The 19,475-nt window shown below is 52.3% G+C and carries 13 protein-coding genes; 10 read left to right on the forward strand and 3 right to left on the reverse strand.

Going from position 1 to position 19,475, the window contains the following annotated elements:
* Positions 1–242: 242 nt before the first annotated feature.
* The 3 genes from H6X83_RS00085 to pth all read left to right on the forward strand — a co-directional run bounded on the left by H6X83_RS00085 (position 243) and on the right by pth (position 3,178).
* Complete coding sequence (locus H6X83_RS00085) at positions 243–1,280, forward strand: sugar phosphate nucleotidyltransferase (protein ID WP_212507173.1); 1,038 nt, start codon at positions 243–245, stop codon at positions 1,278–1,280.
* A gap of 212 nt (positions 1,281–1,492) precedes the next feature.
* Positions 1,493–2,449, forward strand: a complete 957-nt coding sequence (locus H6X83_RS00090; protein ID WP_212507174.1) for a ribose-phosphate diphosphokinase — start codon at positions 1,493–1,495, stop codon at positions 2,447–2,449.
* Positions 2,450–2,572: 123 nt separating this feature from the next.
* The gene (gene pth / locus H6X83_RS00095) at positions 2,573–3,178 is read left to right on the forward strand and encodes an aminoacyl-tRNA hydrolase (RefSeq protein ID WP_212507175.1); all 606 of its coding nucleotides are present in this window, start codon (positions 2,573–2,575) and stop codon (positions 3,176–3,178) included.
* A gap of 47 nt (positions 3,179–3,225) precedes the next feature.
* Here pth and H6X83_RS00100 read toward each other — a convergent pair whose 3' ends face one another.
* Positions 3,226–4,593: a sodium-dependent transporter gene (locus H6X83_RS00100; protein ID WP_212507176.1), complete on the reverse strand. Its 1,368-nt coding sequence runs from the start codon at positions 4,591–4,593 to the stop codon at positions 3,226–3,228.
* A 157-nt stretch (positions 4,594–4,750) separates the two neighbouring features.
* On the opposite strand from H6X83_RS00100, the gene mfd reads away from it, so the two are divergent.
* Complete coding sequence (gene mfd / locus H6X83_RS00105; protein WP_212507177.1) at positions 4,751–8,266, forward strand: transcription-repair coupling factor; 3,516 nt, start codon at positions 4,751–4,753, stop codon at positions 8,264–8,266.
* An 84-nt stretch (positions 8,267–8,350) separates the two neighbouring features.
* Positions 8,351–9,571 carry a hypothetical protein gene (locus tag H6X83_RS00110; protein WP_212507178.1) on the forward strand — a complete coding sequence of 407 codons (1,221 nt, stop codon included), beginning with the start codon at positions 8,351–8,353 and terminating at the stop codon, positions 9,569–9,571.
* Between the two features lie 96 nt (positions 9,572–9,667).
* Here the strand turns inward: H6X83_RS00110 and H6X83_RS00115 are convergent, their stop codons facing one another.
* Positions 9,668–10,834 carry a hypothetical protein gene (locus H6X83_RS00115; RefSeq protein ID WP_212507179.1) on the reverse strand — a complete coding sequence of 389 codons (1,167 nt, stop codon included), beginning with the start codon at positions 10,832–10,834 and terminating at the stop codon, positions 9,668–9,670.
* Positions 10,835–11,034: 200 nt separating this feature from the next.
* Between H6X83_RS00115 and H6X83_RS00120 the strand changes: the two genes are divergently transcribed.
* The 4 genes from H6X83_RS00120 to H6X83_RS00135 all read left to right on the forward strand — a co-directional run bounded on the left by H6X83_RS00120 (position 11,035) and on the right by H6X83_RS00135 (position 16,196).
* The gene (locus H6X83_RS00120; protein WP_246419329.1) at positions 11,035–11,358 is read left to right on the forward strand and encodes a Smr/MutS family protein; all 324 of its coding nucleotides are present in this window, start codon (positions 11,035–11,037) and stop codon (positions 11,356–11,358) included.
* Positions 11,345–12,046, forward strand: coding sequence for an ABC transporter ATP-binding protein (locus tag H6X83_RS00125; RefSeq protein ID WP_212507180.1), 702 nt, complete (start codon positions 11,345–11,347; stop codon positions 12,044–12,046). Before H6X83_RS00120 ends, H6X83_RS00125 begins: the two co-directional genes overlap by 14 nt.
* Position 12,047: 1 nt before the next feature.
* Positions 12,048–15,533, forward strand: coding sequence for an ABC transporter permease (locus H6X83_RS00130; RefSeq protein WP_212507181.1), 3,486 nt, complete (start codon positions 12,048–12,050; stop codon positions 15,531–15,533).
* A 261-nt stretch (positions 15,534–15,794) separates the two neighbouring features.
* A complete protein-coding gene (locus H6X83_RS00135; RefSeq protein WP_212507182.1) occupies positions 15,795–16,196 on the forward strand; it encodes a bacteriohemerythrin in 402 nt (133 codons plus the stop codon).
* A gap of 75 nt (positions 16,197–16,271) precedes the next feature.
* On the opposite strand, the gene H6X83_RS00140 is transcribed toward H6X83_RS00135, so the two are convergent.
* On the reverse strand, positions 16,272–18,686 hold the full coding sequence (locus tag H6X83_RS00140) for a YfhO family protein (RefSeq protein WP_246419338.1): 2,415 nt from the start codon (positions 18,684–18,686) through the stop codon (positions 16,272–16,274).
* Positions 18,687–18,885: 199 nt separating this feature from the next.
* Here H6X83_RS00140 and yfbR point away from each other — a divergent pair, with 199 nt between their 5' ends.
* Entirely contained in the window at positions 18,886–19,467 is a 582-nt protein-coding gene (yfbR, locus tag H6X83_RS00145; protein ID WP_212507183.1) for a 5'-deoxynucleotidase, read from the forward strand.
* Positions 19,468–19,475 lie beyond the last annotated feature (8 nt).

The raw sequence follows: 19,475 nt of genomic DNA on the forward strand, positions 1-19,475 counted from the left end.
AAGCCCCCGTGGGAGCTGTTCCACGAATATTATAACAAATATAAGTGCAGAATTCCAGATGAAAATGTACTTTCCTGCGGCTGGGCAGTAATTTTTTTAAAAAATCAGCTGCGGCGGGAAGCCGGGCTTGTGTTTTTCTTAACAAGGGTATTGCATTCCAGCGCGGAAGTACGTATACTTAGTATTGTCACGAATTGTGTTTATACGCAGAGTTCTTACCAAAAAGCGGGGGGTCAGTCAGAATGCCGAAACAGTACTGTGCTGTTGTGCTTGCCGCCGGGGAAGGCAAACGCATGAAGTCCAACCGTCCCAAAGTGCTCAGTGAGGTGCTTTTTAAGCCAATGCTTCGCTGGGTGCTGGACGCGGTGCAGGCATCTTCTATCGGAGATATCTGCTGTGTGGCAGGACACCGCCACGAGCAGGTGGAGGCGTACCTTTCCGAACTCAACACAGGCGCTTTTGCAGAGCGTCCGGTTTCGTGCGTCCTGCAGCAGGAACGCCGCGGCACCGGTCATGCTGTGATGATGGCACGTGCTTTTTTGGAGGCACACCGCGGCGGCCACGTGTTGGTGCTTAACGGTGACGCACCGTTCATGTCCTCGGAAACGATTGACGCTGCTCTCAAGCAGCACACAGCAAGCGGCAATGCAGCGACTGTGATTTCCGCAAAGGTGGAGAATCCCTTTGGCTATGGCCGCATTGTACGCGATGCACAGACCGACCTGCTCAAAGGAATCGTGGAGCAAAAGGATGCTGACAGCGAAGTGCAAAAGATTCAGGAGATCAATTCCGGTTCCTATTGGTTTTGTGTAAATGACCTGCTTGACATTCTTTCCTGCATCACAAGTGACAACGCACAGGGTGAGTATTATCTGACAGATGCCATTAAGCTGCTTCTGGACCGCGGCAAACGTGCCAGTGCCTGCATTGCGGAAGATTCTGCCGCCGTGTTGGGTGCCAATGACTGCAGCCAGCTTGCAGAACTGAATGACATTGCACGGCAGCGCGTGCTGCAGAAGCACCGGGACGCAGGCATCTCTATTCCGTGCACAGACGGTGTCCTGATTGGGCCGGACGTAACCATTGGACAATATTCATGCATTTTTCCGGGCTCAATCCTGCAAGGCTCTACTCAAATTGGGGAGAGCTGCACCATTGGACCCAATACCGTTTTGAACAATGCAGTTGTTTCAGATGGTGTGTCACTGAACTCCGTGCAAGTTTATAATCGTAAAATTGCAAAAACGGATTCTGTAAAGCCTTATACCATATATCAATAACCAGCCAGCGACAGGGTGCCTCGATTTTGAGGCACCCTGCTTGTGTGCAGGGGGCTTTCTCCCTTTGCACCGATATAACCAGCAGGTGCTTTTTTCGGCCGGCCGGAATGCATTTTGCGGCGGCTTTGATGCAGAATGTATCATTACACTTCCGACAGGAAAAAGTACCAGAGGAAACGACAAATGATTGTAACAAAACAGGGGGAAAAGAAATGAATTTTCACGGCAAGGACATCAAAATTTTTGCTGCGAACGCAAACCCGGACGTTGCAAGACAGATCAGCGAATGTCTTGGTCTGCCGATGGGCAAAAGCAACGTTACAACCTTCAGCAATGGTGAAATCTCTGTTTCACTGCAGGAATCTGTGCGCGGTTCCGACTGTTTCATTGTGCAGTCCACCTGCTCGCCGGTGAATGACAACCTGATGGAACTGCTCATCATGATGGACGCGATGAAGCGCGCTTCTGCTGCCCGCATTACGGCAGTTATCCCGCACTTCGGCTATGCCCGCCAGGACCGCAAGGCCAAGGCACGCGATCCGATCAGCGCCAAGCTGTGCGCAGATCTGATTACCACAGCGGGTGCCGACCGTGTACTTACCATGGATCTGCATGCGGCGCAGATTCAGGGTTTCTTCAACATTCCGGTGGACCATCTGCGCGGCGCACCGCTGCTGGCTTCTTTCATGAAGGAGCGCGTAGGCGATGACGTAGATAAGTATATTGTCGTTTCCCCAGACTTGGGCTCTGTTACCCGTGCCCGTGATTTTGCAGAGCGCATTGGCACTCCGATGGCGATTGTTGACAAACGCCGTCCGCGTGCTAACGTCTGTGAAGTCATGAACATCATTGGCTCTGTTGAGGGCAAAAAGGTCATTCTGGTGGATGATATGATTGATACCGCGGGCACTCTGTGCAACGCGGCGACTGCGCTGATGGAGCACGGTGCTGTTTCTGTCACCGCCTGCGCGACTCACGGCGTGCTTTCCGGCCCGGCAATCGAGCGCATTCAGGACTCCGTTCTGGATGAAGTTGTGATGCTGGATACCATTCCGCTGCCGAAGGAAAAACAGATTGACAAGATTACCATGCTGCCGATTGCTCCTACCTTTGCGGAAGCCATTGAGCGTATCTATGAAGACAAGCCGGTTTCCCCCATGTTCAACTGACCGCTTATAGCTTTACGGCTTTTGGGACGCAAAAAATCAAAAAATAATAAAAGGGTTGCCGCAAGGCGTCGAAACAGGACGCCGTTGACTGCGGCAGCCCCTTTTGTGTTGAGGTATGCAATTATGCTTTTTTCAGAAAAACAGACATCTGCCGGCGCGGTGGAGTGGATTCTGGTCGGGTTGGGCAATCCGGGTACCCAGTATGAAGGCACCCGCCACAACACCGGCTTTATGGCACTGGACTGCATCGCCGAAAAAGCCGGTGTAAAAATCGACCGGCTCAAGTTTAAGGGACAGTGTGCGAAGGCAGAGGTCGGCGGCAAAAAAGTGCTGCTCTTAAAACCCGCCACGTTTATGAACCTTTCCGGTCAGAGTGTGACTGAGGCGATGCAGTTTTACAAAGTACCGCCGGAGCGCGTGATTGTCTTTTTTGATGACATTTCCCTGCCCTGCGGCCACCTGCGCATCCGCCGCAAAGGAAGTGACGGCGGGCACAACGGCATGAAAAATATCATTTATCTTGCAGGAAGCGACCAGTTTCCGCGGGTCAAAATCGGTATTGGTGCCAAACCAAATCCTGAGTGGGACCTTGCGGATTGGGTGTTAAGCCATTTTTCAGCGGCAGATGCCAAACTCATGCAGGAAAGTACCGGTCACGCCGCCCAAGCTGCTGAACTGCTGGTAAATGGAAAAGTGGACGAAGCAATGAATCAGTACAACGTAAAATAGAGCAAAAAACTGCCCGCGGGTTTCGCGGGCAGTAAAAGTGTTTCAAATTATAGATTGATAATGCCGAGTGCGTTCAGTACGCTGGAAACCAAAATCGCAATAATGCAGATTGGCGCAATCCAGCGAATCATAACGTCGCAGAGCTTCTGGCGGCGGAACTCGGAACTGAGCGTGACTTCATCATCGATGACTTTTGTGCCGATAAACCAGCCAACACACAGGCAAGTCAGGAATGCCACAACCGGCATCAACACGCTGTTGCTGATAAAATCGAAGAAGTCAAGAAAATCAAAGCCAAGCGGTTTTACTCCGGAAAGCACGCCGAAGCCCAGTGAGGAAAGGACCCCCAGCAGCGCCGAAAAGGCCAGTGTCAGGATGCAGGCTTTGACACGGCTGATGTGCAGCTTGTCCTTTAAAATGGAAACTACGGTTTCCATCAGTGCAATGGAGGAAGTCAGTGCGGCGAACAATACCAGTAAGAAGAAAGCTGCGCCCGCAATCACACCGCCTATCCCCATGTGGTTAAAGACCTTTGGCAGCATAACGAACATCAGCCCCGGCCCCTGCTGCAGCTGTGTTTCGCTGCCGCCTGAGAAGGAAAAGACCGCCGGAATAATCATCAGCCCTGCCATCAGTGCAATGCCGGTGTCAAATATATCTACTTGTGTTGAAGCCTTTGCAATATCATCTTTTTTGCTCATGTAGGAACCGTAGGTAATGGTAATGCCCATGGAAAGACTCATAGAATAAAAGAGCTGTCCCAGCGCGGCGAGAACTGTGTTTGCGGAAAAGCGTGAAAAATCCGGAATGAGGTAATATTTTACGCCGTCCATAGCGTGCGGAAGCGTCAGTGAGTAAATCGCCATGCCAACCGTCAGCACAACCAGAAGCGGCATTAGAATACGGCTTACTTTTTCAATTCCTTTTTCTACGCCGAGCATTACCACAGCGCCGGTTACTCCCAAAAACAGCAGAAACCAGAGAATCGGTTCCCCTGTCTGCGAAATATAGGAGGAAAAGTACGAATCCTGTGCGGAAGCAGTGTGGCTGGTGGAAAGAAACACAGAAAGATATTTGAACACCCAGCCGCCGATAACCGAGTAATACGGCAGAATGATAATTGGTACAATGGAAGTGAGATAGCCGAGAAATGTGAATTTTTTGCTTAATTTTCCGTAAGCTTCAATAGCGGAAACGCCGGTTTTTCTGCCAATGGCGGTTTCTGTTACCATCAGGCTGAAGCCAAATGTTACCGCCAGAATGATGTAGACCAACAGGAAAATTCCACCGCCGTACTTTGCCGCAAGGTACGGAAACCGCCAAAGATTTCCCAGTCCGACTGCAGAACCTGCAGCTGCCATGACAAATCCTACTTGGTTGGTGAACGAACCACGGTCTGCTGACTTTTCTTTCATAAAGTGCCCCTCTTTTATTTCGATTTCTTATATTATAACACGTTGCAGTGCTGAATTAAAATTATGTGTTCGGAAATTTGAAGCTTTTCTATGAATGATGAAAGTGTTTTTTTACAGTTCGATTTTACACACGGCCGCCCGGCCATAGGAGTTACCCATGAAATTTATCGCAAATGCACTTTCGCGCCTGCGGGAATACCAGTCTTTGCTTGGTGCGGTACAACAGAATGAACTGCCCGCAGCGCTGACGGGGCTTTCCGGTATCCACAAGGCCAATATGATCTATGCCCTGTGGGTGCACACCGGCAAACGTGCTTTTGTCATTGCCGGCGAGGAGTCGGAAGCCAACCGCATGGTCAGCGACCTTGCCGCCGAAGGAATGCGTGCACTTTACTACCCCATGCGCGACCTGACGCTGCGCAAGGGCGAAGCCGCTTCCTCCCATGATTATGAGCGGCAGCGACTGCAGGTATTGGCGCGGCTGCAGGCCGGCGAATGTGACGCGGTGGTTTGCTGTATTGACGGTGCTTTGCAGTATACGGTGCCGCCGCAAGTACTGCGTGAACGCACACAGCGGATTGCTTCCGGCGATACACTGGCACCGGAAAGTGTGGAAATTCTGCTGCTGCGCTGTGGGTATGAACATGCTGTGCAGGTAGAGGGCCCCGGTCAGTTTGCGCGCCGCGGCGGAATTCTGGATTTATTTCCGCCGGAGAGCAGTGCTCCGGTCCGCTTGGAATTCTGGGGCGATGAAGTGGACACCCTTTCTTACTTTGACCCGCAGACACAGCGGCGCACGGATGCCTGTGACAGCGTGTGTATCTCCCCCGCTGCGGAAGCGCTGGCGGAGGACACCACAGCCCTTGCGGAGCGTATCCGCAAAATAGCTTCCTCCCTGCGCGGCAAAAACGCGCCGGTTTCGCGCCCTGTTTTACAGGAACAGGCGGATATGCTGGAGCAAAACATTCATCTTGCATGTATGGACAAATTTCTGCCGATCCTTTATGAGAATCCTGCCTGTCTGCTGGACTACTGCTCTGAAAACGACCTGCTGTTTGTCAGTGAGCTTGTCAACGTCAAGGAAAAAATGCGCACTTCGCAGTTCCACTGGAATGAGGATGTTAAAGAGTACCTTGCGGATGGCACCCTCTGCAAGCATCTGGACACCTACAGCTTCACGTGGCCGGACGCGCTTTCGCTTTTTGAAAAGCGCGGCACCGTCTTTCTGGACACCTTTGCGCGCGGCAGCTATGAAATCCCAACTAAACTGCTGCTGAATTTTTCTGCGCGGCAGCTTTCCGTCTGGGGCGGTTCCACTCAGCTTTTGGCAGAGGATCTTTCCGCAATGCTGCACAACAAGTGGGCGTGCGCGGTGCTGGCGGGCAATGAACGCAGTGCCCGCACAACCGTTGCGGATTTACAGGCAGCGGGAATCGGTGCTTTTTACGCGGAAGATGCGGAAGAAATTGCACGCGGTGCAGTGGCGGTGCTGCCCGGTTCCCTGACAGCGGGTGCGGAGTGGCCGGGCTCCTTTTTCGGCCTGATTACCCACGGCAAGCTGCTGCAGAGCGGCAAGCACCGCAAGTCCAAGCGCGGTAAAAACAGCCGGCCGGTCAGTTCCCTTGCGGAACTGGAGCCGGGCGATTATGTGGTGCACGAAAGCCACGGCATCGGCATCTATGAGGGAATCCACAAGCTGGACACTCACGGTATCGTAAAGGACTATATTAAAATTCAGTATGCCAAAGGTGACACACTATATGTGCCGGTCACACAGCTGGATTTGGTCAGCCGCTACATCGGTCCGCGGGAAGACGCAAATGTCCGCCTGCACAAGCTGGGCGGCACCGAGTGGCAGAAAACAAAAAACCACGTCAAACATGCCGTGCAGGATATGGCAAAGGAGCTTATCAAGCTGTACGCCGCGCGGATGCACGCCAAAGGACACGCCTTTTCGGCGGACAATGAAATGCAGCGCGACTTTGAAAGCCGCTTCGAGTTTGATGAAACAGATGATCAGCTGCGCTGCATAGAAGAAATCAAGGCAGATATGGAGCGGGAAGCCCCTATGGACCGCCTGCTGTGCGGCGACGTTGGTTTTGGCAAAACAGAAGTTGCCCTGCGCGCCGGTTTTAAGTGTATATGTGACAGCAAACAGTGTGCGCTGCTGGTGCCGACTACCATTCTGGCATGGCAGCATTACCAGACGGTGCTGCGCCGTATGGAGGGTTTCCCGGTCAAAATCGAGCTGCTTTCCCGTTTCCGTACACCGAAGCAGCAGGAGGAAATCATCAAGCGGCTCAAGCGCGGCGAAGTAGATATGGTCATTGGCACACACCGCTTGGTCAGCAAAGACGTAAGGTTCCGCGACCTTGGTCTGGTCGTTATTGACGAGGAGCAGCGCTTTGGTGTAGCACAAAAGGAAAAATTAAAAAATCTGTGTACCAATGTGGATGTGCTGACGCTGTCGGCAACGCCGATTCCCCGGACGCTCAACATGGCAATGTCCGGTATCCGCGATATGAGTGTGTTGGAGGAAGCGCCGCATGACCGTCACCCCGTGCAGACTTATGTCATTGAGCACGACGAGGGCATTTTAGCGGACGCGGTTCGGCGGGAACTGCGCCGCGGCGGGCAGGTCTATTGGCTGCACAATGATGTCGCCTCCATTACCCAAGCAGCCGGGCGCCTGAAAGCCCGTGTGCCGGAGGCACGCATTGGTATCGGTCACGGAAAAATGAGCGAACAGGAGCTTTCCGAAGTCTGGCGGCAGCTGATTGACCACGAGATTGACGTGCTGGTGTGTACCACCATCATCGAAACCGGTGTGGATGTGCCGAATGCCAATACGCTGATTATCGACAACGCCGACCGGCTGGGGCTTTCCCAGCTGCACCAGATACGCGGGCGCGTGGGGCGCAGTACGCGGCGTGCCTATGCGTACTTTACGTTTACACCGAACAAGGTGCTTTCGGAAATTGCGCAGAAGCGTCTTGCCGCTATCCGGGAGTTTACCGAGTTCGGTTCCGGCTTCAAGATTGCCATGCGTGATTTGGAAATCCGCGGTGCGGGCAATATTCTTGGCGGAGAACAGCACGGTCATATGGAGGCAGTTGGCTATGATATGTACCTGAAACTGCTGGGTGATGCGATTGCCGCCGAAAAAGGCGTGGCGCCGCAGCAGGGTGAAGAATGCCTGATGGACCTGCAGCTGCAGGCACATATCCCCGAAAACTATATCAGTGATGGCAACAGCCGCATTGAGATGTACCGCCGCATTGCAGATATTCGCAGCGACGAAGATGCATTGGATGTTACAGATGAACTAATCGACCGCTACGGTGACCCGCCAAAAAGTGTGGAGGGGCTTATCCAGATCGCGCTTCTGCGAAACATGGCGGGTCTGTGCGGCCTGACAGAAGTAAAACAGCAGCAGGGACAGCTGATACTGTACCAGGAGAAGCTGAACATGAAGTGGATTTCCCGCCTTACGGCGCTGTATCCACAGCGTGTGCTGGTCAACGCCGGCGGCCGCCCCTACATCAGTCTGCACCTGCAGCCGGGAGAAGATGTGCTGGCTTTGCTCAAAGAGCTTTTGCAGACCGGCCAGAAACAGGGCGGCAGTACCGCCGCCGGCGGTCGAAAAGAAATGGACAAATCTTCATCTGTGTAGTATAATTCCTTTTATAAGCGTTATTTTGTACTTTACGGCATTTCTGCCTGACAGAAAACAAAAAATCGGAGTGTGTATACGAAAATGAAATTGAAAAAATTCACAGCTGGTGTACTTGCCTGTGCGCTGGTTGCCGGTGCCGCCGCTGGCTGCACAATCGGCGGGGACGAGTCCTGGTGTGCGAAAACCAGCAGTACGACCCTGCCGGCCGGTGCCTATATCTATGAGTTGTACAACGCCTACAGCGAGGCACAGAGCAAAACAACCGAAGCCGACATGAAGAAAGCGAAAATTGACAGCAAAGACGCCATGACTTGGGTCAACGAGCGTGCCAAAGTGCTGACAAACGAGTTGTTCTTGCTGGACGACAAGATGAAGTCTATGAAGCTTTCCTTTACTTCCGAGGAAAATACCCAGATCAAGCAGACTGCCGACAATGCATGGGCACAGCAGTTCTCTAATATTCTGGCGGATAAAAATGTTTCGGAAACTTCCTTTAAAACAGCGTACGCAGATTATACCTATAAGCTGCGCAAGGTGTTCCAGGGAACCTACGATAAGGGCGGCACCAAGGCGGTTTCTGAAAGTGACCTCCAGTCCTACTTTGAAAAGAATTACTCAGATATGGACTATACCTATGTGCCGCTGGAAAAGCAGACCTCTTCCAGCAGTGCTTCTTCCGCCGCAAGCTCTGCGGCCTCATCTGCTGCCAGCAGTGCGGCTTCCTCCGCGGCGGCAAGTTCCTCCACTTCCAGTGCGTCCACCGCAATGACCGATGCGGAAAAAGCAGCGCTGAAAAAGGAGTTGGACACCTACCTTGCACAGGTACAGTCCGGTAAGCTGACTGTAAAAGAAGCCAGCGCGGCTTATGCGAAAGCACATGGTGCAACCGATAATTACCAGAATGTAACCGAAGACCTCAGTTCTACAACAGCTTCTTCTTCCCTGCCCGCCGATATGATCAAGGCAGTCAAGGAAATGAAGAACGGCGAAACCCGCTTGCTGGAGGTTTCCTCTTACTATTATGTATTGGTAACAAAGAACGACATTACAAAGAAAACCACTTCCTATTTGAAAGACAGCGATAATCGCTTCAAACTCCTTTACGCACAGAAGGGTGAAGAATTTCTGAAAGACATTGAAGCGGAAGCAAAAGCTTATAAGGGCGTTACTTGGAACAACGATGTGCTGAAAAAGTTCACAGCAGACCTGTTCTACACCGTACCTTCCAGCTCCACTGCAAGCAAGACAGCATCTGCTGCGGCAAGTTCTGCAGCAAGCAGCACGGCTTCTTCCAAAAAGTAAAATAGAAACGCAAAAGGCTGTGCCGGAAAACTCCGGTACAGCCTTTTTTGTATTTACCAGTTGTTCCTAAGAATTAGTGTACGAAAATATACGAGTTCAAAATAGTACCAGCACATTTTCCTGAATTGCGCAGCTGCCTTCAAATTCCTGCGTTTTTCCGGTTTTGATGTCATAAATTGAGTAAAAAATAATGCTGTCCGTTTCATCGCTCATCGTGTCCCGGAAAATCAGGTAGCGGTCATCTATGCAGGAAATCAGTTCTCCCAGTTCCCGACTGTAAGTCGCGTCAATGGTGCTGTTCAGGATGCCTTTCACGTGGACTTTGTCATTTCCCGCTGCGGTCAGCTTTAAAAAGCGGCCGTTGTCTGAAAGAAACCGCGCGTCCGCTTCTTCCGGCGAAAGGTTCAGCTGTGCGGCATCCTGCTTTTTGCCGGTGTGCTTGCTGACGGACAGAATGTGCTGGTCATCCGTCGGAAAATACAGTGCGCGAAAGTACAGACTGTCGCTGTCCTCGCCGGCAAAGCGAACCATGCCGTCTGTGCCGGACTGCAGGATGCGTACCATGGGTGCCGCTGGGCGTTCCTGCTCCACCGCCTCTGTAAATTCGTCTACAGTGCAGAGCCAAACGCGGTCTTCAATGTGTTCCCCAACCCAGCGGCGGTCGCGGTATGCTTTTCGTTTTTCTTCCTCAGTGCCGTAGGGCTGGGTTACCAGCAGCTTGCGCTCTCCGCCGCCGGAAAAGGGCAGCAGACGAGCACCCGCACAGATGCGTGGGTCCTGAATTGACCAGCAGCAGTCTTTTTCCAGGTCATAAAAGCAGGCGGCCTGTGTAAAACCAGTGTGGCGGCGGTATTCGCGGAACAGCGAAGCGTCCCGCCGGCTGGCTTTGGAGTACAGAACCACATGGTCGGCGTCCAGCGCACAGCAGTCCACAAAACTGCCCGCAAAGTGTGCCTGCACCAGCCGCTGTTCCTTGCCGGTATGCTTGTCAAGTTTCAGCAGCCACGCTTCACTGCCCCCGTCCTCCATCACCACCAAAATGTGGTCCTCAAACGGAAAGTAGTGCATCACATAATCCGGCCTGGTGACCCGGTAGTCTGCCAGCACGCGTTCACTGTGTTCTTCACGGTTGTAGGCCAGCAGAAACAGGTTCTGGTGGCCTTCCACGTTCTTTTCCTCAGCATAGTAAATGTGTTCCCCGCTGATTTCAATCAGCCTGTCATTGCAGGTGACGAGCGTGCTGCGCAGGTCTACGATTTTCACTGTTCCACCTTCTCTTTGCAGTTCTGAAAAGAAAATCGGCAGGGTGCGGCATACAACTGCGCAAAACCCGTCGAAAAAATTCTATATTGCACATTATAACACACATCCGGCGTTTTTGCAGTAGACACAGAGGTTTCTGTATTTCTTTCCGGACGGGATTCGTGTATAATAAGAAGAATTGGAACAGAATGTTATTAAGAATGGAAATAAGAAACACCCGGCAGAAAGAGGACTTCAAGATGACAGAGTACCGCAGTGGTTCGGTAGTAGAGCTGGACATTCACGGTGAAACCGAATACAGTGCTATGCAGCAGCTGACACGCTGGCTTTCCCGCGCCCCGGCAGATGTGCGGGAAGTGCGTGTCATTCACGGCTGCCACGGCGGTACCGTCCTGCGGGACATGGTGCGCAGAAAGCTCAAACATCCGCGCATTGCATCCAAGCTGATTGCGCTGAACCCCGGCGAAACACGTTTGATTTTAAAGGACAGTCAGAAAACAGGAGGGAAACATGGCATTCGTTGAATTTCAGAATGTACGCAAGGAGTATCACATGGGAGACACGGTGATTTCTGCTGCGGACGGTGTAGATTTTACAGTCGAAAAAGGAGAATTTGTGGTAATTGTCGGCCCAAGCGGTGCAGGCAAAACCACCGTGTTAAATATGCTGGGCGGTATCGACAGCTGTACTTCCGGCAAAATTCTGGTGGACACGCGTGAAGTGAGTGCCTGCACGGACCGTCAGCTGACTGAGTACCGCAGGTATGACGTTGGCTTTGTATTTCAGTTTTATAATCTGGTGCAGAACTTGACGGCACTGGAAAATGTGGAACTTGCCTCTCAAATTTGCCGCGACCCGCTGCCGCCGCGAAAGGTACTGCGGCAGGTTGGCCTGCAGAAGCGGATGAACAATTTTCCGGCGCAGCTTTCCGGCGGTGAGCAACAGCGGGTTGCGATTGCGCGCGCATTGGCAAAGAACCCAAAGCTGCTGCTGTGTGACGAACCTACCGGTGCGCTGGATTATCAAACCGGCAAGCAGGTGCTGCAGCTTTTGCAGCAGACCTGCCGCGAATTTGGCCGTACCGTGGTGGTCATTACGCACAATCAGGCGTTTTCTGCAATGGCGGACCGCATAATCCGTATCCACTCCGGCAAAGTGCAGGATATGACGTGCAACCCGAATCCGGTCTCTGCGGAAAGGATTGAGTGGTAACGTGAAAGCTTACGGAAAAGCAATTCTGCGCTCCATTACCAACAGCAAGGCTAGGTTTTTGGCGATTTTTATCATCGTGGCGCTGGGCTCCGGCTTTTTTGCGGGTTTGGCCGGTGCCGCACCGGATATGCGTCTGACTGTAGACCGATACCTGGACAAACAGAATTTTATGGATGTTGAATTGATTTCCACACTTGGGTTTTCTGCGCAGGACGCGGAAGCGGTGCGCAGTTCCCAAGGGGTGCAGGCGGTTATGCCCACGTGGTACGAGGATGTGCTTAGCCATGTGGAAAAAGAGGATGCGGTCATCCGGATTCATGCTCTGCCCGAAAAGGGCGCACAGGATACCGGTGGCACCTCCATGAACCGCCCCATTCTCACCTCTGGCCGCTGGCCGCAGTCTGTGGAAGAGTGTGTTCTGGACCAAAAAAAAACACTGACCAATGAGTCCCTGAAAATCGGCGATGAAGTGACTGTGCAGGAACAGGGTGACAAAAAAGAGCTGAAAAAAACAAAGTTTAAAATTGTCGGCTTCGTGAAGTCCCCCATGTACCTCAGCTTTACGCTTGGCAACACCAACATTGGCAGCGGGCAGTTGAACCACTACCTGTATGTGCTGCCGCAGGTGTTTACAAATTCCGTTTACACGCAGCTTTTTGTCACAGTCAAGGACGCAGCCGCGCTGAATTCCTTTTCGCAGGAATATAAAGATAAAGTGAAGACCGTTACCGATGCATTGACCGCAGTCGGCAAGCAGCGCGCGCCCCTGCGCCGTGCGGAAGTTGTTGGTGACGCACAGAAGGAGCTGGACAGCAGCCGCAAGACCTTTGAAACCCAGAAAGCGGATGCAGAAAAGCAGCTGACGGACGCGAAAGCAAAACTGGACAGTGCCGCCGCCCAGCTTGCGCAGAATACTGCCAAACTGGATAGTTCGCAGAAGCAGATTGCAGAAGGCGCTGTAAAGCTGGAGGAAGCGCGCGTTTCCTACGAAAGCGGTCTGCAGCAGTACAACACACAGAAACAGCGGGTGGAAAGCCAGCTGGCGGCAGCCTCAAAAAAGCTGCAGAGCGGGCATGACACCATTCAGAGTGCCCAACAGCAGATTGAGGATAGCCGAAGCGAGCTGGATGCGCAAAAAAAACAGCTGGCAGATGTAAAAGCACAGCTGGACAATCAGGCCCAGCAGCTTGCCGCCGCACAGACCCAGTGGGAACAGTCCAAGCAAAAGCTGGACGCCGCCGCAGGCGAAGTGGAGCAGGCACGCGCCGCGCTGGCACAGCTGGAAGCCGCCGGGCAGGGCGCTTCGCAGGAAGCAAAAACCCTGCGTACGCAGATAACCGCCTATGAACAGCGGACTGCCCAGTTGGGTACCGCCAAAACGGAACTGGAGGAGAACCAGAAAAAGCTGGACACTGCCCGTCAGAGTTACGAAAAGCAGGCAGCTGCGGCACAGCCAAAGCTGGAACAGGCCCAGCAGCAGATTGCGGACGCGCAGAACCAGCTGGACAAACAACAGCAGACCCTTGCGGACGGTGAAGCAGCTTACCGGACACAGCGGCAGGCAGCACAAGAGCAGTTAGCTGCCGCAAAAGCCAAGCTGGACAGCGCCGCTGAGCAGATTGCCCAGAAAACGCAGGAGTTGGAGGCTGCCCGGCAGCAGGCTGCTTCCGGAAAGACCAAGCTTGCCGCTGCACAGAAAACACTTGCGCAAAATCAGGCAAAGTATACGCAGTCCAAAGCAGATACGGAAGCAAAACTTGCCAAAGCGGAAAAGCAGATTGCAGACGGCGAGGAAAAGCTGAAAGCAGTGGAAAATCCCACTTGGTATGTACTGAACCGTGACAAGAATATCGGATATAACAGTTTTACCGGCGATGCGGACCGGATGCAGTCCATTGCCCGCATGTTCCCACTGTTCTTTTTTCTGGTGGCGGCGCTGGTCGTGCTGACGACCATGACCCGTATGGTGGATGAAGAACGGCTGCAGATTGGTACCTACAAGGCACTCGGCTTTTCCAGCAGGCAGATTGCACGCAAATACCTGCTGTATGCGATGATTGTCAGTTTAAGCGGCAGTGTGACCGGTGTGGTCGTTGGCTGTCTTACCCTACCCTCCGTCTGCTGGAACGCGTACAGAATCATGTACAATGCACCGGCACTGATTCCCCGTGTGGATTTGTTCTACTCGGCAGTTGGGTGCATCGCTTCGGCCGCGATTACACTTGCGGCAACGTGGGGTGCCTGCAGCGCGGTGCTTCGGGAGCGTCCGGCTGCCCTGATGCAGCCCAAAGCGCCGCAGCCCGGCCGCCGCATCCTGCTGGAGCGGATCACGCCGCTTTGGCGGCACTTAAATTTTTCCGCCAAAGTTACTGCACGTAACCTGTTTCGCTACAAACGCCGTCTCTTGATGACTGTGATTGGCATTGCAGGCTGTACAGCGCTGATGCTGACAGGCTTCGGTATCCGGGACAGTGTGGTGCACATTGTTTCCAACCAGTATGATGACTTGTCACAGTACAACATGAGCGTAGAATTAAAGCAGACAGCCGGCATTTCGGATGGTGCAAAGAGTATTTTAAACAATCACGAGCGTATCCGCCACTGGATGCAGTATGCCTGCCGTAGTGCGGATATTGAAAATACTGTCGGAACGGTGATGTCCGGCAACCTGCTGGTGCCGCAGAACACAAAGGACTTGCCGGAGTTTGTCCGCCTGCGTGACCGCCGTACCAAACAGACAGTTGCGTTTGACAGCAGCAGCGTGGTTGTAACAGAAAAGTTGGCGAATCGCCTGAATCTAAAAGTAGGCGGCAAGGTTGTGGTACCGAACGGTGACGGAAAAAAATATACCTTTACCGTAACCGGTATTACAGAAAATTATATTTATCACTATGTCTATATCGCGCCGGAGCTTTACCAGAAAGTGACCGGAGAAACACCGGATTACAGCAGTATCTGGGCAAGTGACACCGGTAATCGGGAGGCACGCAGCCAGCTCAGCCGCGACCTGCTGAATGAGAGCGGCGTTACCACGGTGATTTATGTAGATGAAATTGCCAACAACTTTGACAGTATGATAGAGGCGCTAAACGGCATTATTCTCATCATGATTTTGTGTGCGGGCATGCTTTCGTTTGTCGTTCTGTACAACCTGACAAACATTAATATTACTGAGCGTATGCGGGAAATGGCTACCCTGCGGGTGCTGGGCTTTTACGAAAAGGAATCTGCCGGGTACATCTATCGTGAAACCACAGTGCTCACACTGATAGGCTGCCTGTGCGGTTTGGTGCTGGGTATTTTTATGCATCAGGCGGTCATTACCACTGTGGAAGTAGATGTATGTATGTTTGGCCGCAACATCGACCCGCTTTCCTACCTGTGGAGCATCCTGCTGACGCTGGCCTTCACAGCGGTGGTGGATTTACTGATGTACCCCAAATTCAAAAAAATTGATATGGTGGAAAGTTTGAAATCGGTGGATTAAGCAGACCCATCTAATCGTTTGCAGGAGCACGGCGGGTGCGTGGCAGCTTCCTTCTTTCAAAAGCATGCTGTTCTACTAGATATTGTATAATAACTTTTTTGTAACACTATAAATTCCAATGTTGTTCTATGCTAATTTAGTAATTTTAGTGAATTCTTTATCAAGAAAAAACTCTATATTGTACTGAAATGCTCTTGATTATGACACGATTCGGCTGTAAAATATAGGCATCCAAAAAAGAACAATAAGGAGGTAGTTACCATGCCATGGACACCCAATTTGTCGGTCGGCGTAAAAATGATTGATGACCAACATAAAATCTGGTTTCAAAAAGCCGAAAAGCTGTTCACAGCCGGGCAGAAAAATCAGGCCGCAGGATATATAGGTGAATTGCTCAGTTTCCTTGAGGACTATACAAAAGAGCATTTTGCCGCCGAAGAAAAATATATGCTCAGTATTCATTACCCGGAGTATGCGCTGCAAAAGCAGGCACATACAATGTTTATTGGTCGGCTGGCAAAACTGCGCAGCGATTACGAGGCTTCCGGTGGAAACCTAACCGTTATTTTGAACGCCAACAAGATTGTGCTGGATTGGTTGACACAGCACATTTCCAATATGGATAAGAAGATTGGGCAGTATGCCAAAACCATTCAAAAGTAATATTTGTTTGACAAGATTCATCAGAAATAAAATGCCGCAGCTTTTTTAAAAGCTGCGGCATTTTTGCTGTATGGATTATTCACTTGTTTTCGGCGGCTCAGGCAGTTTCTTTTTCCGCCAGCGGCCGGTGGTGTCTGTTGCATACACATAACCGCCCAGCAGCAGGAAGCTGACCGCGGTCACGGCGATGCCGGGCTTTAAACCGGGCGTACGGTATTCAAAGCGGATTTCGGCTTTGCCGGAAGGTATTTTTACCGCCATGAAGCCAACATTGACTTTCACGATTTCCGCTGCGCTGCCGTTCACTGTGGCACTCCAGCCTTTTTCATAAGGGACGCTGAAGAACACGAGCCGGTCTTTGCTGGAGGTAGCCTCGGCAGAAAAGCCCTTGCTGTCTGTTGTGAAAGAGGAGCAGGCGGTTTCCGCACGTGCTTTGCAGTCCGCAAAGTAGGCTTCTTCTGCAAAACTTGCGCTGTCGATTTTGTCGTAATGCGTCAAACCGCCCTCTTTGGCTTTCTGTACGGCTGTATCCTCTACCACAATGGCTTTCAGCAAAGCCAAGCTGCGGTTTGCCTCCGGCAGCGTATTGTACTCGGTGCGGGTGATGTATTTGTCGTAACTGAAGCCCATTGGGATGAAATACTGGTTTTCGTAAATCTTGCTGCCGTTTTGTGTGGCATAGTATTTCCAGCCTGGCATACGGGTGCCGGAGGTGTTCGGGTCAATGAAGTCCTGCCCATGATTCATGGGGTCAAACAGCCAGCGGCAGCTCAGCAGGCTGCGAATGGCGTAAACTTCCACGCCGGGTCGGCTGCCCACATCGCGGGTGACCCCGACTGTTGGGTAAAACTCCATGATGGAACCGGGAACAATGCTGTGAAACGCCTGAATGGTTGGGCGTTTCCAGTACATGGGCAGGTTGTCCATGCCGTCGTAAACGTCAATGCGGCAGAACTGCTTGCCGTCGCTTGGTAAACTGATGTCCTTGCCGCCGTTGAGCGCGTATGGAATAATTTCATTGTGGGTGTCATCGCTCTGCGTTTTGCCGGTGGTAATGTAGAACAGGCTGTACACAACGGTAATGATAGCTACGCCGCCGGTTGCCATACGCAGAAACAGCCGCTTATGGTTTTTGTAGTACTTAAACACAATGACAAGCAGCAGCAGGCTCACCAGTGCAATGGCAACATATGCCCAGAAACGGGTTGGGTATTTTTCAAGCCCGTAGGTGGTCGTTTTGGTGTTGGTAGTGCTGTTGGTCGAAATTGTTGGCATCAGGCCTATGGAAAGGCCGATAATCAGTGTAATGGCTAGCGTCCACTTAATGGCACGCCCCCAGTCTACGTCTTCCCGCTGCAGGCTGGTGATGGTGCACAGGCTCATCATAAGTGTCAGCATATAGTACCAGCGCGCGTAATAAGATGCATTAAACAGTTGGAAAGCGCTGTTTAAAACCGGTACCAGCGCCATGACAAACAGGATGGTAATCAGTGTTTTATACCAGCGTTTGTTTTTTGCCTGCAGAGCCGCGATGACACCGCTCATGCTGAACAGCGGCAGCCACGCGCCCAGCGAAGCCCACTGACTATTGCTGTCTGGTGTGAAGTTCGCGCGTGCGGGCAGGTCCGGCGGAAAGAAGAAGCAGCTTAGGATATGCAGATAGCGCTGATTGCTGTCGTACAGCAGCGCATTCCAGCCATTGCTTGGATTGTTGATGCGGTTGTTCTGCGTGATTGCACACAAAGTCGGCAGCAGCAGCACACAGGAGCAGGCAACCCCCAGCACAGCCTCCACCCAGAGCAGGCCGAAGTCCTTCTTACTGATTTTGGTGTAGGCCGGGTCGTTTGAAAAGAAGCGCACCAGCCAATAGATAATCATGAAAACAACCTGTCCCACAAAGAAGTAGTAGTTGACAAAGCAGCACAGGAACGTGCACAGCGCAAACACGCCGCGGCGTCGGTGGTACATGTACTCATCCATTGCCCACAGGAACAGCGGGAAAAAGACGATCGCTTCGTGGAAATGATTGAAAAACACGTTGTAAACAGAAAAACCCGAGAATGCGTAAAGCATGCCGCCCAGTACAGCAAGATTGCCGCTGCGGCAGTAGCGCTGCAGATAGATACAGCCGGTCATGCAGGCACAGCCAAATTTCAGGATATACAGCGGTCCCATCAGGTACGGCACCGCCGCGCTTGGGAACGGCAGCGTCAGCCAAAAAAACGGACTGCCCAGCAGGTAAAAGGAGTAGGAACCGACAAAGTTTGCCCCCAAGTCGGTGGTCCAGCTCCAGCGCCAACTTCCACTGCGAATCGCGTCGTGGCACATCTGGTAAAACGGCACCTGCTGTACATTGAAGTCCCCGTAAAACAGGAAGTATCCCCTGTCGTAAATCATAAACGGGATGAAAATCACCGCCGCGGTGGCCATCCCCAGCAGCAGAGCACGCAGGACGTACCTGCGCTTGTCTGGAATTCCTAAACGTTCCAAGTCATCGCCTCCTAAAATGCCTTTGCAGCACAATCGTGTCATTATTATAGCACATCTGCCGAGCCCAACAACGGAATTTTGGAAAACATTGAAAAGTTTTTGCTGATGCAGTAAAATAAATGCAGAGAATACGGCACATACTACCAGCAGCGGAAGCGGCAGATTCCGTGCGCCGGGATTTTGAAAAGAGGAAACCGCAATGTACCATTTTTTTGCAAAACTTTCCCGCATGAAGTATATCCGGCGCTGGGGGCTAATGCGCAATGTCCTCAGCGAGAATTTGTGCGAGCACAGCTGGGAAACTGCTGTGCTCGCGCATGCGCTGGCAACTCTGCGCAATACGCGTTTCGGCGGGCACGTTGACCCAAATCGTGCGGCTGTGCTGGCGTTGTACCACGACGCGCCGGAAATTCTGACCGGCGATATGCCGACACCCGTTAAGTATGCCAGCCCGCGCATCCGCAGTGCTTACAGTCAGGTGGAGCAGGAAGCGCAGAACGAGCTGCTCGGGCTTTTGCCCAAGGACCTTGCTGGGGAGTACTCGCCGTTTATCCGGCAGGATGACCCTGCTGACAAGGAGCTTTTAGCACTGGTCAAGGCCGCCGACAAACTGAGCGCCTTAATCAAGTGCGTTGAGGAACGCGGCATGGGCAACGAGGAATTTACGCGTGCCGAGGACAGCACGCTGGCTTCTTTGGAAGAAATGCGCCTGCCGGAGGTGGAGTATTTTCTGCGGGAATTCCTGCCCAGCTACCGCCTGACGCTGGATGAACAGCAGTAAAAATGAGG

Source organism: Caproicibacterium amylolyticum (assembly GCF_014467055.1).
In the GTDB taxonomy this organism is placed as follows: Bacteria; Bacillota; Clostridia; order Oscillospirales; family Acutalibacteraceae; genus Caproicibacterium; species Caproicibacterium amylolyticum.

Excerpts from the sequence above, each read along its gene's own strand:
- H6X83_RS00085 (WP_212507173.1), top strand. The coding sequence starts at position 243 with ATGCCGAAACAGTACTGTGCTGTTGTGCTTGCCGCCGGGGAAGGCAAA.
- H6X83_RS00090 (WP_212507174.1), top strand. The coding sequence starts at position 1,493 with ATGAATTTTCACGGCAAGGACATCAAAATTTTTGCTGCGAACGCAAAC.
- pth (WP_212507175.1), top strand. The coding sequence starts at position 2,573 with ATGCTTTTTTCAGAAAAACAGACATCTGCCGGCGCGGTGGAGTGGATT.
- H6X83_RS00100 (WP_212507176.1), bottom strand. The coding sequence starts at position 4,593 with ATGAAAGAAAAGTCAGCAGACCGTGGTTCGTTCACCAACCAAGTAGGA.
- mfd (WP_212507177.1), top strand. The coding sequence starts at position 4,751 with ATGAAATTTATCGCAAATGCACTTTCGCGCCTGCGGGAATACCAGTCT.
- H6X83_RS00110 (WP_212507178.1), top strand. The coding sequence starts at position 8,351 with ATGAAATTGAAAAAATTCACAGCTGGTGTACTTGCCTGTGCGCTGGTT.
- H6X83_RS00120 (WP_246419329.1), top strand. The coding sequence starts at position 11,035 with ATGGAAATAAGAAACACCCGGCAGAAAGAGGACTTCAAGATGACAGAG.
- H6X83_RS00125 (WP_212507180.1), top strand. The coding sequence starts at position 11,345 with ATGGCATTCGTTGAATTTCAGAATGTACGCAAGGAGTATCACATGGGA.
- H6X83_RS00135 (WP_212507182.1), top strand. The coding sequence starts at position 15,795 with ATGCCATGGACACCCAATTTGTCGGTCGGCGTAAAAATGATTGATGAC.
- yfbR (WP_212507183.1), top strand. The coding sequence starts at position 18,886 with ATGTACCATTTTTTTGCAAAACTTTCCCGCATGAAGTATATCCGGCGC.